Source organism: Streptomyces sp. NPDC019937 (genome assembly GCF_040631655.1).
Classification (GTDB): domain Bacteria; phylum Actinomycetota; class Actinomycetes; order Streptomycetales; family Streptomycetaceae; genus Streptomyces.
The window spans coordinates 151,441-164,260 of record NZ_JBEYAL010000007.1 but is presented as its reverse complement, the minus strand read 5'-3'; the positions used below and the strand labels follow the sequence as shown (position 1 = coordinate 164,260).

Below are 12,820 nucleotides of genomic sequence, written 5' to 3'. Positions count from 1 at the left end.
GGGCGGGCCGTCAGCCGCGTACGGCGGGATCGCCGCCCGGGAGCCATTCGGCGGAGCGGCGGGCGCGGGTGGCCAGGTGGGTGACGTAGGCCTCACGGAGGCCGGCGGGTGACGGAAAGCCCGGCTCGGCGGTCAGCCAGGCGTCGGGGACCGCGGCCACGATCTCGCGGAGCAGCCGTGGCGTGACCCGGGGGGCGAGTTCGGCGTCGGCCTCCGGGAGGGCGGGTGCGCCGCGTACGAGGACGTGGCCGCGGAGGTCGTACGGCCTGGTCACCGCGGCCGCCGCGGTCTGCCAGCGGTGGTGGAAGACGAGCGAGGCGCCGTGGTCGATGAGCCACAGCCGGGGTGGCTGGTGGCCGGAGGTGGGCCAGGTCATGAGGTTGGTGCTGTGCGGTGTGCGGTCCACGTTGGCGGTGAGCGCGTCCAGCCACAGGATCCGGGCGCACTCCAGGGGGCCGGGGTCGGGCGCGTCCGGGGCGTGCGGTGTGAAGTCGGCGGCGCCCGGCAGGTAGTCCATGCCGAGGTTGAGGCCCGCGCTGGCGCGCAGCAGGTCCTGGATCTCCTGGTGCGGCTCCTCCGCCGCGACCACGGGATCGAAGTGGACGAGGACCAGTTCCGGTACGCGCAGGCCCAGCCGCCGGGCCAGCTCGCCGACGATGACCTCGGCGACGAGCGCCTTGCGTCCCTGCGCCGAGCCGGTGAACTTGACGACGTACGTGCCCAGGTCGTCGGCCTCCACCACGCCGGGCACGGAGCCGCCGGTGCGCAGCGGGGTGACGTACCGGACGGCCGTCACCTCGCGCAGCGCGTGCGCTGCCCCGCCCGCGCCGTCCACCATCCGCCCCTCCCCTCCCCGAAACTGAACCGCATGGCAAAGATACAATGCGTTTCAGTTTTAGGGGGAAGGCTTACGACGAGAAGGCCGAGGGCCAGCGCTCGTACCACCGCTGGTCGGCCTCCAACTGCGCGGCCAGGGAGATCAGCTGCGGCTCGCTGCAGGCCGGGCCCAGGAGCTGGGCGCCCAGGGGGAGGGTGGCGGCGGGGTCGGCGAAGCCCGCCGGGACGTTGACGGCGGGCCAGCCCAGCACGTTCCAGGGCCAGGCGTACGGGCAGGCCGCGATCATGGCCCGGTCGGTGTGCCAGCCGGACAGCCGGGCCATGGCGCCGATCGCCAGGGGCGGGGCGGCGGTCGTCGGGGAGAGGACGACGTCGTACCGCCGGAAGATGGCGCCGACCCGGCGCCGCAGGGGTTCCTCGGCGGCGCGGGCCAGCCGCAGGGTGCCGCGCAGGAGGCGGCCGTTGCGGGCGGCGGCGCGGGTGCGCACGTCCAGCAGCAGCGGATCGGGAACGCGACCCGCCCATTCGCACAGGCCCCCCGTGGCGCGGGGCAGGAAGGAGAGCCCGACGGCGCCGTAGCGCGGCTCGGCCTCCTCGACCTCGTGGCCGAGGGCGGCGAGCCGTTCGGCGAGGGCGGTCACGGCGGCGCGGACGGCCGGGTCCAGGCTTTTCGGCGTGCCCGTGAAGGCGGACTTGAACGACAGGGCGATCCGCATCCGCCCCGGGTCGCGGCCCGGGGCGGCCAGCACGTCGACCGGATCCGGGCAGTGCAGGTCCCCGTCGCGGTTGCCGCTGGCCGCGTGCAGCAGCAGGGCGGCGTCGGCGACGGTGCGGGCGAGGGGGCCGTTGCAGGTGATGCCGTTGAACGACTCGGCGTCCGGCCAGGTGGAGATCCGGCCGCGCTGCGGTTTGATGCCGACGAGATGGGTCCAGGCGGCCGGGATACGGACCGACCCCGCGCCGTCCGAGCCGAGCGCGGCGGGGACCAGCCCGGCGGCGACGGCGGCCGCGGCGCCACCGGAGGAGCCGCCGGGGGTGTGGGCGAGGCTCCAGGGGTTACGGGTGTCGCCGAAGGCGGGGCCCTCGGTGAAGGGCCACTGGCCCAGCTCGGGCGTGTTCGTCTTGCCGACGATCACGGCCCCGGCCGCCCGCAGCCGCCGCACCGCCTCGCCGTCCTCCGTCTTGGCCGGAAAGTCGCCGCAGCAGCCGAAGGCGGTCGGCTCGCCCGCCACATCCGTATCGTCCTTCACCGCGATGGGCACCCCGAGGAGCGGCAGCCGCTCGCCGTCCGCCAGCCGCCGGTCGGCGTCGGCGGCCTCGCGCAGCGCGGCCTCGGCCCGCACGCGCCGGAAGGCGTTGAGGGTGGCCTGGGTCCCGGCGATGCGCCGCAGCGCCTGCTCGACCAGCGCCTGCGAGGTCACCTCACCGTCGGCCAGCGCCCTGACCTGCTGGCCCAGCCCCTTGGGAATGACGCTGGTCAACGATGGACCTCCTCGCTCGGACCCGCCCGGACTCGCTCGAACACCTGGGTGAGTTAGCCCACTCCCTCTTTACCCGGAGAGGAGAACCCGCGCACCCTGGGCAACAGTGGCTGCCCGTTTCCTCACCATCATCACCATCCTCCCGAGCATCTCCAAGCAGCCCGATCCTCTCCAAGCACCTGATCCCCTCCGAGCAGCAAGGACGACCCGCATGACCGACATCGCCGTCCGCCGCGCCCGCACCGGCGGCCCCTCCGGCTCCGGACACGACAAGCTGATGGAGCACGCCATGGGGTGGGCCCTCGCCATCGCCATGGCGATGTTCGCCGTACAGCTCGGCCTGTTCTAGCCGGTCACCCGGTACAAAGAGCTGAACTGGCCCGTATGCCATAGTAGACTCCATGACGACGTCCACCGCATCCCACTGGCTCGCATCCGCCACCATCGACCCCGCCGTACACGCCCTGCGCCCCGATTACCGCGCGCTGCTCATCACCGCCGACGGCCTGCGCCCCGGGCCCAGCGACGAGCTGAGCGAGAAGTGGCTGTCCGCCGCCGAGACGGAGGCCCGGGAGCGGTTCGGGGACGGGCCGGTGCAGGAGCATCCGCATCTGGCCGCCTGGCACGAGGCGTTCCGCGCCTTCGGGGCGAAGCCCAAGCGCACCCGGCCCAGCGCGGAGGCGCTGCTGCGCCGGCTGGACGCCGGACTGCCCCGGGTGGACCGGCTGACCGACCTCTACAACGCGATCTCGGTCGGCCATGTGCTCCCGCTGGGCGGCGAGGACCTCGACCACTACACCGGCGCGGCCCGGCTGGTGCGCGCCACGGGGGACGAGGTGTTCGAGACGACGGCGAGCGGCGAGCCCGCCGTGGAGCACCCCGCGCCGGGTGAGGTGGTGTGGCGGGACGACGCGGGCGTCACCTGCCGCCGCTGGAACTGGCGGCAGTGCGTCCGCACCCGGCTCACCCACACCACCACCCGGGCCATGTTCGTCCTCGACGCGCTCGGGCCTATGGACGACGCCGCGCTGACGGCGGCCGGCGACCGGCTCGGCGAGGCGCTGGCGGAGTCCAGCCCCGGGGTGGAGATCGCCTCCCGGCTGGTGAGCTGACCCGCGCCGGGAGCGCTCAGAACAGCGGCTGCTGTCCCGGCGTCGGCGGCTCGTCCCCGCCGAACAGCTTCGGCGGCGTGGTCAGCAGCGGCGCGATCCGCCGCGACCCCGGGCACGAGACCAGCTCGTAGTCGGAGCGGCGGCCCGGCGGGTCGTGGCGGGCGAAGCGCCCACCGACCACCGCGATCTCACGGGTGCAGACCGGACAGGTGCGGCGGGGAGCAGACATGACCCCAGTGTCGCTCACCCGCCCGGCGCCACGACCACCCCGAAGGCCTCAGCGCGCGTCAGCCGGGACGTACGTGCCCCACACCTCCCGCAGCGCGTCGCACACCTCGCCGAGCGTGGCCCGCGCCGCGAGCGCGTCCTTCATCGGGTAGAGCACATTGGCCGTCCCCGGCTCGCTCCCGGCCGCCTTCTTCAGCGCCGACAGCGCCGCCCCCACGCCCGCCCGGTCCCGGTCGGCGCGCAGCCGGGCGAGCCGGTCGCGCTGGCGCTCCTCGATGGCCGGGTCCACGCGCAGCGGTTCGTACGGCTCCTCCGCGTCGATCCGGAACCGGTTCACGCCGACCACCACCCGCTCCCCCGCCTCCTGTTCGCGGGCGACGCGGTACGCGTTGCGCTCGATCTCGTCCTTCTGGAAGCCCCGTTCGATGGCGGCCACGGCGCCGCCCAGGTCCTCGACCCGGCGCATCAGGTCCACCGCCGCCTCCTCGACGGCGTCGGTCAGCGCCTCCACCGCGTACGAGCCCGCGAACGGATCGACGGTCGCCGTCACATCCGTCTCGTACGCCAGCACCTGCTGGGTGCGCAGCGCGAGCCGGGCCGAGGTGGCGGTGGGCAGGGCGATGGCCTCGTCGAAGGCGTTGGTGTGCAGCGACTGGGTGCCGCCGAGGACCGCCGCCAGCCCCTGGACGGCGACCCGGACCAGGTTCACCTCGGGCTGCTGGGCGGTGAGCTGGACGCCCGCGGTCTGGGTGTGGAAGCGCAGCATCTGCGACTTCGGATCGCGCGCTCCGAACTCCTCGCGCATCACCCGCGCCCAGATCCGGCGCGCGGCGCGGAACTTGGCGACCTCTTCGAGGAGCGTCGTACGGGAGACGAAGAAGAAGGACAGGCGCGGCGCGAAGTCGTCCACGCCCATGCCCGCCGCGAGGGCGGTGCGGACGTACGCGATGCCGTCCGCGAGCGTGAAGGCGATCTCCTGCGCGGGCGAGGCACCGGCCTCGGCCATGTGATAGCCGGAGATCGAGATCGTGTTCCACCTGGGCAGCTCGGCCCGGCAGTACTGGAAGATGTCCGCGGTGAGCCGCAGCGACGGCGCGGGCGGGAAGATGTACGTGCCGCGCGCGATGTACTCCTTGAGGACGTCGTTCTGGATGGTGCCGGTGAGCCGGTCCCCCGGCACCCCCTGCTCCTCGGCGACGAGTTGGTACAGGAGCAGCAGCAGCGCGGCGGGCGCGTTGATCGTCATCGAGGTCGAGACCTGGTCGAGCGGGATGCCGTCGAACAGGATCCGCATGTCCTCGACCGAGTCGATGGCGACGCCCACCTTGCCGACCTCGCCGTGCGCGAGCGCCGCGTCGGAGTCGTAGCCCATCTGGGTGGGCAGGTCGAACGCGACCGACAGCCCGGTGGTGCCGTGCTCGATCAGCTGCCGGTAGCGGGCGTTGGACTCGGCGGCGGTGCCGAACCCGGCGTACTGACGCATCGTCCACGGACGGCCGGTGTACATCGACGGATAGACGCCACGGGTGAAGGGGTACGCGCCGGGCTCCCCCACACGGCCCCGTTCGCCATGGTCACGACCGGGTCCGTACACCGGCTCGATCGGGAATCCCGACTCCGACTCGCGCACCATGCGCCCCTGTCTTCTGGTGGCTTATATCTGCCCTTGTACCCATTCAGGGCCTTCTTCACAGCATGCGCCGATGTTCACCGCACGGCAGCCCCGGGCAACATTCCGGGCGACGAACCGGCGAAGAGGGGGATGTATGCACGGAAGATCGGTCGTCCGCACCGCGCTCGCCACGGCCGCCGCGGCGGCCCTCGTGGCGGGCTGCCGGGGCGAGGCGGTGACCCTGGACGGACAGCGACATACCAGAGCGGAGCCACGGGCGGGCGCGAGCACGGCGGGCGCGGCACCCCGCGCCCCGGCAGCCGCGCCGCGCCCGCACCGCACGTTCACCCACACCCCGCGGGCCACGCCGCACCGGGCCGCCCCGCCGCGCACCCGGGTGGCGGCGAAGCCGCGCACCGCGCCGCGGGTGGCCCCGCCCGTCGTCGCCTTCGGTAGCAGCGGCGAGCGGGTGCGCGAACTCCAGGCGCGGCTGCACCGGCTCGGGCACTTCGGCCGCAACCCGACCGGCTACTTCGGCACGGTGACCCGCGCGTCGGTCGCCTCGTACCAGCGCGCCCGCGGCCTGGCGGCCACCGGCTCGGTGGACGGCCGCACCTGGACGTCCCTGCGGTCCCGCACCACCGCGCCCACCCGCGACGAGCTGTACCCGCCGACCACCAACCCCCTGGCCAAGCCGGACTCGCGGTGCCTGACCGGGCGGGTGCTGTGCATCAGCAAGGGCAGCCGGACGCTGGCGTGGATGATCGACGGCCGGGTCGTGTCGGCCATGGACGTGCGGTTCGGCTCGCAGTACACGCCGACCCGGGAGGGGCTGTTCCAGGTCAACTTCAAGAGCCGGAACCACGTCTCGACGATCTATCACACGCCGATGCCGTACGCGATGTTCTTCAGCGGCGGCCAGGCCGTGCACTACTCGGCCGACTTCGCCGCCCGGGGCTACAGCGGCGCGTCGCACGGATGTGTGAACGTCCGCGACAAGAAGAAGATCGCCGCGGTCTTCGATCAGGTGAAGGCGGGCGACAAGGTCGTGGTCTACAAGTAGGCGCCGCTGTACGCCGCCGCGAAGAAAGCGAAGAAAGTGGCGCGGGCAGAGCCGGGGGAACGTGCTCTGCCCGCGCCGATGCGCGGAGCCGTCGGTACGGGGGGAACCTCGGCTCTCGCGCGGCCGATGACCAGTCGGCCCGTTTCTTACTGCGTCCCCCCTGAAAAAAACGTCACACCTGGATCCGGGACCCCTCAGGGAGCGCCGGATTTCGCGGGTTTCGTGGGCTCGGACTGCTGCGCGGAGGGGCTGCCGGAAGCACTGCCGGCGTGGCTGCCGGTGGCGCTGCCGGACGCGCTGCCGGACGGGGTGCCGGACAGGGTGTGCGACGAGGTGCCGGATGTGGTGGGTTCCGGGCTCGGCGTGCCGCCGTCGTCTCCGGAGGGCGTGCCGGAGGGCGGTGGGGGCGCGGGGTGGGAGGACCCGTCGTCGCCGCCCCCGGAATCGTCCGTGCCGTTGGTGCCGCTGCGCGGAACGGTGTCGGCGCCGACGAGCCGCACGCAGTAGTCATGGATGCCGGAGCGGCTGCCCGCCGCTCGCGTGAGCTTGTTCAGCGCGTTCTTGCCGACGGCCGGTCCGGTACCGGCCTCCGCCGCGAGGTAGCGGCGGCAGGCGCCCATGGCCCGCTGACCCTCGCCGTTGCCCCGCCCGGTGCCGGTCTTCCGGGCCCCGGGGGCGCCCTTCTCCCCCTTGCCGTGCTTGCCATGCCCCTTGTGCTTGCCGTGCTTGTCCTTGCCGTGGCCCTCGTCGCCGCCCGGTACGCCCCGGCCCTGGGGGCCCTCCGAGGTGCCGCCGCCGGTGTCGTCGGGCGCCGTGGACGAACCGCCGCCCCCGGAGATCTCCGGCCGCGCCGACTCCCCGGCGCCGGGGCCGGTGTCCGACACGCTCGCGCCGGGGCCGGGGGTGCCGTCGCCGTGCCCGAACGGCAGCACACCGGCCGCCGCCGCGACCGCGAAGCCGCTGAGCGTGCAGGCCGCCACCGCGGCCACCATGCCCGCGCGCAGCGGACGGCGCAGCCCGCGCCATCCGGTCCGGCGCGCGGCGGGGGCAGCGGCGGCCTCGTCCGATCGCGCTATGCGCGTCGACTCGGCGCCGACCTGGCCTTCCGCCGACATCGGAACCACCGTCGGCTTGGCCCGCGCGGCGCGGAACGCGGCCACCGCCGCCTCCTCGCCGGGGAGCGGGGCCGTGTCATCGGGGGCCGCGCCGTCCGGGCGGCGGGCCATCTGGGCCACGGCGCCGAGCACGGCCGCCAGCCGTTCCGCTTCGGCGTGCGGCCGATCGCTCCGGTCGTCGGGGGTGCCGTGCCGCCCCTCGACCGGTTCACCGCGAAGCAGCCGCTCCGCGGCCTTGTCATCCAGCCAGCTGTAGCGGTGGTCGTCGGCCATCACATGTCTTTCTGCGTTGGCGCGCCTGATTCCGTCACACCCGCGGACCTGGCCACCCCCGTCTCGCGCTGCCCGGGTATCCCGTCGAGCACGGGCGTGTCACCGAGCAGATCGGCCAGCCGCCGCAGACCGCGGTGGGCGGCGGTCCGTACCGCGCCCGGGCGCTTGCCGAGCACCGCGGCCGCGCTCTTGGCGTCCAGGCCGAGGACCACGCGCAGCACCACCGCCTCCGCCTGGTCCTGCGGGAGCTGGGCGATGAGGTTGAGCGCGCGGCCGGTGCCGAGGGCTTCCAGTGCCTCTCCGGCGGTGTCGGCCTCGGACGCCCGGGTCTCCAGCTCGGTCTCGTCACCGCCGATGACCGGGCGCCGGCCGCGCATCCGTATGTGGTCGAGGGCGCGGTTGCGGGCGATGCGGGCGGCCCAGCCGCGGAACCGGTCGGCGTCCCCGTCGAACCGCCCGAGGTCGCGGGCTATCTGCAGCCACGCCTCGGAGGTGATGTCCTCCGCGTCGGCGTCGCCGACCAGGGTGCGCACGTATCCGAGCAGGCGGGGGTGGACGCACCGGTACACGGTCCGGAAGGCGGTCTCGTCCCCACCTTGTGCCGCACACACGGCGGCGGTGAGTTCCGCGTCGTCCCCCTGCACGCTCTCTTCCTGCCCCACTCGGAGATCTGAGGTCCGCGATGGCGTCGCGGTGGGCTAGCCCTGACCGTAGGGAGGGTACGTCCCGGGCGGGTTCTGCGGCATGGCCGGGGGCGTCTGCGGGGCGCCGCCGTACGGGGACCCGCCGTACGGGGACGGGCCGGGCGCGCCGTACGGCGACGGGCCGCCCGGGGTGCCGGGCGCACCGCCCATCGGGCCACCGCCCATCGGGCCCATCGGTGCCATCTGCGGCGGCAGCGCGGCGCGCTGCTCCTGCATGGCGGTGATCTGACGGACCAGCAGCAGGGCGAGGATCGCGGCGGCGATCGTGATCACCATCGCGAAGATGCTGATGCCGAGGGCCGACTTCATGTCCTCGATCACGTCGCGCACCTCGCCGATGCCGCTGATGTCGCCGTGCTCCATCTGCGTCAGCCTCGTGTCGGCGGCCGTGTACTGCATGCTTCCCACCAGGCCGACGCCGATCGAGACCAGCAGCGTCACCCACCAGCCGTTGAGCAGCGCACGGTTGACCCGGTGCGGTCCCTGGGGGGAGCTGGCACGCCAGATGTCGTTGGCGATCTGCTTGGGGAACCAGAGGTTCACCACGGGGGTGAACCAGGACCCGGCGGCCCAGCCGGGGCTCATCCGGTGCTGGCCGGGCGCGAACGCCTCGGCGTTCAGCCGCAGCCGCCGGAACCAGATGGCCCACACGATCGTGGCCGGGATGGTGACCAGGGCGTTGAGGACCGACATGCCCAGATAGAAGTTGTCGGCGTCGTTGGCGTCGTCGACGGTCACGTCGCTGGTGTTGTCGAGCATGTCCGAGACGACCCCGTACTGGCCCCCGCGCCCGATCGTGACCAGGATCAGCGTGGGGATCATCAGGGCGAACAGCACGGTGAGCGTGGTGGACAGCCCGCGGCGCAGGTCGACGCCGCCGGTCGGCATGCCCATCGGCGGGGCGGCGGGATAGCCCCCGGGCCCGGCGGCCGGGGCCGGATGCTGCTGCAGCTGCTGCTGATAGGTGCCGCACGCCGCGCAGCGACCGTCGGGACCGACGGCGACGGCGCGGCAGTTCCCGCACGGATACATTTCTTGATCCCCCTGGGGACGTGGCCCGATCGGAACCACGCGAGAAAATAATCTGACCGCGCCCACAGCGCGGACCTGCACGTTACGGGCATCCGACCGGTCCCGTCCAGAGTCGGCCCAGGGCATGGACCCGCCCGGCGCGCCCGTAACGGTCAGGTTTCGGGTCCACGGCGGGTGTGACGTATCCGAAGCGTGCGACGCTATAAGGAGCAAGGGCCTTCACCGGCCCACGCTGGACGGCGGTCGGGGCCTCTCCTGTGGGGGGTGGCGGCCCCGGCCGTCCCTCCGCGCCCACCCCCTCACGCCGCTTTCTCGCGTGCCTTCCCGACCGCTCCCGTGCTGCTCAGACCCCCAGCCGGTCGGCGAGACGGGTGAAGGCGGACCAGGTCAGCGGGGGGTTTCCGGGGTTCCACAGGCGCTGGGAGAGCGCGGCGAGCGGCAGCCGGATGCCCTTGGCGACCTGCTGCTCGGTCTGGGCGCCGGGCTGATCGGACCAGACCGCGAAGCGGGCGCCGAGGACGCGGCTCGGGCCGGTCAGCTTTTTGTCGGAGATGGGCTGGGTCCCGCGCAGGGTGCCGGGAGTCCATTCGTCGTAGATGCGCTTGCCGGTGGGGTAAGAGAAGCCGTTGGGCTCGCCGAGCACGTAGTAGAGGTACTCGGAGTTGAGGTTCACCACGTTCCGGCCCTCGCGCAGATACTCCACGGGCGGCCGGGCGGGCCATTTGGTGCGGCCGGTCCAGTACTCGACCTGGATGTTCTTGTCGGGGGAGATCACGCCGCCGGTGAAGAAGCCGTCGTTCCACGCCTTGGGCTCCTTGCCGAGCGAGCGGGCGACCGCCGCCCGGTCGTTCAGCCAGCCGGTGGCCAGGTCCTGGACCGTGGCCTTCGAGCCGTACTTGCGCTGCGCTGCGGCGACGAGCTGCGGGAACGAGGCCTCGGGGTTCTTGACGGTGAGCGCCAGGTACTCGTCGGCGCCCAGATGCCAGTAGCGGCCGGGGAAGAGGGGAGCGTATTCGCGCATCAGCTGGTCCACGATCCGGGCGGAAGCCGGCTTGGAGATGTCCACGTCGCCCTGGAAGGAGGTGCCGCCCGCGTTGCGCAGCTGCAGCTCCGGGTGCTGCCGGATCACCGCGCCGAGGTGGCCGGGCGAGTCGATCTCGGGCACGACGGTGATGTGCAGCCGCTGTGCGAGCGCGACGATCTGCCGGACCTGGGCCTTGGTGAGGTGCCGCGCGGAGACGATCTCGGGGTGGGTATCGCTTTGGATACGAAATGCCTGGTCGTCCGAGAAGTGCAGGCCCAGCTGGTTGAGCTTGAGGTCGGCCATCTCGCGCAGCCGCGCCTCGATCCATCCGGCGGTGTAGAACTTGCGCGCGATGTCCAGGTTCAGCCCGCGCTGGGGGCGGTCGGGGCGGTCGTGGATGACGCCCTCGGGGAGCTTGCCGCCGGAAGCCAGGGCCTGTTTCACGGTCCGGGTGCCGTAGAAGACACCCGCGGTGGACGGGCCGGTCACGCGGGCGCTGCCCTTGCGGACGGTGAGCGTGTACCCCTCGGTGCCGCCGCCCTGACCGGCCACGACGGCGAGGGACAGATCACCGCGGTGCGGGGCGCCGGAGGCGGTGTGCAGCCCCAGCTCCCCGGCGATCATGCGGGCCTCGTCGGCCAGCGGGCCCCTGAGATCGGCGACCACCCGGCTGTTTGTGCCGGGCTTCCAGCCGGGTCCGGACCGCGGCGTGAACGCGCGGACGGAGGGGATCGTGCGGGGCGCGGCGGAGGGCGGCGGGGTGGTGGTGGGCGCCGCGGTGGTGCGGGTGGCCGCCGGGGAGCCGGTGGTGTGCTGCCGCGTGGGGAGGGTCGGCGCCCTGGGGGAGGCCGTGCCGTGGTGCGTGGACTGCGTCTGCTGGCAGCCGAGGCCGATCAGGACGACGGTCGCGGCGGCACCGGCGACGCCGCCGCGGAGGATGGCCGCCTTGGCGGCTCTGACGGGCAACCCCATGGCGCGCACCTCCTGGGTCGGGGCGGCACTGCTGTCTCCGTCACGCTCCTGTCTGTCACGCTCCTGTCTACTTCACGCCACAAAACGTCCCCCTACGAGTGAATTTACGCTCTCTCCGCCACACTGGCCTCTTCACATCGTTACCGTGTACTGCTCGCAACCCCAGCACACCTCCCCCACGCGCCCTGTGCGTCCCGCACGCCCCGTGTGTCCCCGCGCGCCCAAGGAGTCCACGCTGTCCAGGTCCAGCCCACGGTCCAGCCCCGGGTCCAGCCCCCGGTCCGGCCCCGGACCCCGTCCCAGGCCCAGCGGCACCGACGGCCTCGACCGGCTCAACCGCATGACCGCCGGCGCCGCCGAGGCGGCGCTGCTCTGCTGCTGCGGCAGCCGCCGCTGGGCCCGGCTGATCGCGGACCACCGCCCGTATCCCGATCTCGGCGCACTGCTGGCCGCCGGGGACGAGGCGAGCTACGACCTCAACCCCGCCGATCTCGCCGAGGCGCTGGCCGACGAGTCCATGACCGGCCATCCGCTGCCCGCCGAGCCCGGCGTCGGCTCACTGGCCGCGCACACCGCGTTACGCGCCGCGCACGCCGCGTACGAGCAGCGCTTCGGTCACGCCTTCGTGATCTGCCTGGACGGGCTGGCCCCCGACGAGACACTGGACCGGCTGCTGACCGGAATCCGGGACCGACTGGGGAACGAGCCCGAGGAGGAGCGGATCAACGCCGCCGAGGAGCTGCGCCGCATCGCCCGTGGGCGGCTCACCCGGCTGGCGGCGCCGGGCGCGCCCATGCCGGATATCGCCCGGTTCCGCCCGGCGTGAGCTGCCCACCCGTGCTTCTTTGATCACACCTGAGCCCCCCGCGCGAACCCTCCGACAGCACGTCGCTACGATGGCCAGGGCCGGTGGACCGTACCCGGCCGGGCCCGACCGACAGTCAAGCCGGCAGGCCCCAGTCCCCGCTTCCGGAGGGTTTTCCGTGCCGGCTGGAACGCTGTACCGCGGCCGGGAAGGAATGTGGTCCTGGGTGGCTCATCGAGTCACCGGCGTCCTCATCTTCTTCTTCCTGTTCGTGCATGTCCTGGACACTTCGCTCGTCCGTGTGTCCCCCGAGGCCTACGACGACGTGGTCGCCACGTACAAGACGCCCATCGTGAACGTGATGGAGTACGGCCTGGTGGCCGCCATCCTGTTCCACGCCCTCAACGGCCTGCGCGTCATCGCCGTGGACTTCTGGTCGAAGGGCCCGAAGTACCAGCGGCAGATGCTGTGGTCCGTCGTCGGTATCTGGGTCGTGCTCATGGCCGGTGCCTTCTACCCGGTCCTGCAGCACACGCTGCGCACACTGTTCGGGAGCTGACGC

13 protein-coding genes are annotated in these 12,820 nt (G+C 73.1%); 5 read left to right on the top strand and 8 right to left on the bottom strand.

Features of this window, described 5'->3' with window-relative positions; translation table 11 throughout:
* Positions 1-10: 10 nt before the first annotated feature.
* A complete protein-coding gene (locus tag ABZ562_RS09110) occupies positions 11-838 on the bottom strand; it encodes a HipA family kinase (protein WP_361475810.1) in 828 nt (275 codons plus the stop codon).
* Positions 839-908: 70 nt separating this feature from the next.
* Complete coding sequence (locus ABZ562_RS09105; RefSeq protein WP_361475808.1) at positions 909-2,318, bottom strand: amidase; 1,410 nt, start codon at positions 2,316-2,318, stop codon at positions 909-911.
* A gap of 211 nt (positions 2,319-2,529) precedes the next feature.
* Between ABZ562_RS09105 and ABZ562_RS09100 the strand changes: the two genes are divergently transcribed.
* Together ABZ562_RS09100 and ABZ562_RS09095 are read left to right on the top strand one after the other, a co-directional pair.
* Positions 2,530-2,667, top strand: a complete 138-nt coding sequence (locus ABZ562_RS09100) for an SCO1431 family membrane protein (RefSeq protein ID WP_361475806.1) — start codon at positions 2,530-2,532, stop codon at positions 2,665-2,667.
* Positions 2,668-2,719: 52 nt separating this feature from the next.
* Positions 2,720-3,430: a phenylalanine--tRNA ligase beta subunit-related protein gene (locus ABZ562_RS09095; protein WP_361475804.1), complete on the top strand. Its 711-nt coding sequence runs from the start codon at positions 2,720-2,722 to the stop codon at positions 3,428-3,430.
* Positions 3,431-3,446: 16 nt separating this feature from the next.
* Here ABZ562_RS09095 and ABZ562_RS09090 read toward each other — a convergent pair whose 3' ends face one another.
* Together ABZ562_RS09090 and ABZ562_RS09085 are read right to left on the bottom strand one after the other, a co-directional pair.
* The gene (locus ABZ562_RS09090; protein ID WP_055546847.1) at positions 3,447-3,659 is read right to left on the bottom strand and encodes a hypothetical protein; all 213 of its coding nucleotides are present in this window, start codon (positions 3,657-3,659) and stop codon (positions 3,447-3,449) included.
* Between the two features lie 48 nt (positions 3,660-3,707).
* The gene (locus ABZ562_RS09085) at positions 3,708-5,291 is read right to left on the bottom strand and encodes a methylmalonyl-CoA mutase family protein (RefSeq protein WP_361475802.1); all 1,584 of its coding nucleotides are present in this window, start codon (positions 5,289-5,291) and stop codon (positions 3,708-3,710) included.
* A 133-nt stretch (positions 5,292-5,424) separates the two neighbouring features.
* Between ABZ562_RS09085 and ABZ562_RS09080 the strand changes: the two genes are divergently transcribed.
* Positions 5,425-6,333: a L,D-transpeptidase family protein gene (locus tag ABZ562_RS09080; RefSeq protein ID WP_361475800.1), complete on the top strand. Its 909-nt coding sequence runs from the start codon at positions 5,425-5,427 to the stop codon at positions 6,331-6,333.
* A gap of 194 nt (positions 6,334-6,527) precedes the next feature.
* Here the strand turns inward: ABZ562_RS09080 and ABZ562_RS09075 are convergent, their stop codons facing one another.
* The 4 genes from ABZ562_RS09075 to ABZ562_RS09060 form a co-directional block, all read right to left on the bottom strand.
* Positions 6,528-7,721: a hypothetical protein gene (locus tag ABZ562_RS09075; RefSeq protein WP_361475798.1), complete on the bottom strand. Its 1,194-nt coding sequence runs from the start codon at positions 7,719-7,721 to the stop codon at positions 6,528-6,530.
* Entirely contained in the window at positions 7,721-8,365 is a 645-nt protein-coding gene (locus ABZ562_RS09070) for an RNA polymerase sigma factor (protein ID WP_361476017.1), read from the bottom strand. Before ABZ562_RS09070 ends, ABZ562_RS09075 begins: the two co-directional genes overlap by 1 nt.
* Positions 8,366-8,419: 54 nt before the next feature.
* Entirely contained in the window at positions 8,420-9,457 is a 1,038-nt protein-coding gene (locus ABZ562_RS09065; RefSeq protein ID WP_361475796.1) for a DUF4328 domain-containing protein, read from the bottom strand.
* A 343-nt stretch (positions 9,458-9,800) separates the two neighbouring features.
* Positions 9,801-11,453, bottom strand: a complete 1,653-nt coding sequence (locus ABZ562_RS09060) for a glycoside hydrolase family 20 protein (RefSeq protein WP_361475794.1) — start codon at positions 11,451-11,453, stop codon at positions 9,801-9,803.
* A 205-nt stretch (positions 11,454-11,658) separates the two neighbouring features.
* Here ABZ562_RS09060 and ABZ562_RS09055 point away from each other — a divergent pair, with 205 nt between their 5' ends.
* Together ABZ562_RS09055 and sdhC are read left to right on the top strand one after the other, a co-directional pair.
* Positions 11,659-12,279 carry a 2-oxo-4-hydroxy-4-carboxy-5-ureidoimidazoline decarboxylase gene (locus ABZ562_RS09055; RefSeq protein WP_361475792.1) on the top strand — a complete coding sequence of 207 codons (621 nt, stop codon included), beginning with the start codon at positions 11,659-11,661 and terminating at the stop codon, positions 12,277-12,279.
* 157 nt (positions 12,280-12,436) lie between these two features.
* Positions 12,437-12,817, top strand: coding sequence for a succinate dehydrogenase, cytochrome b556 subunit (gene sdhC, locus ABZ562_RS09050; RefSeq protein WP_079038149.1), 381 nt, complete (start codon positions 12,437-12,439; stop codon positions 12,815-12,817).
* The last annotated feature ends 3 nt before the right edge of the window (positions 12,818-12,820 follow it).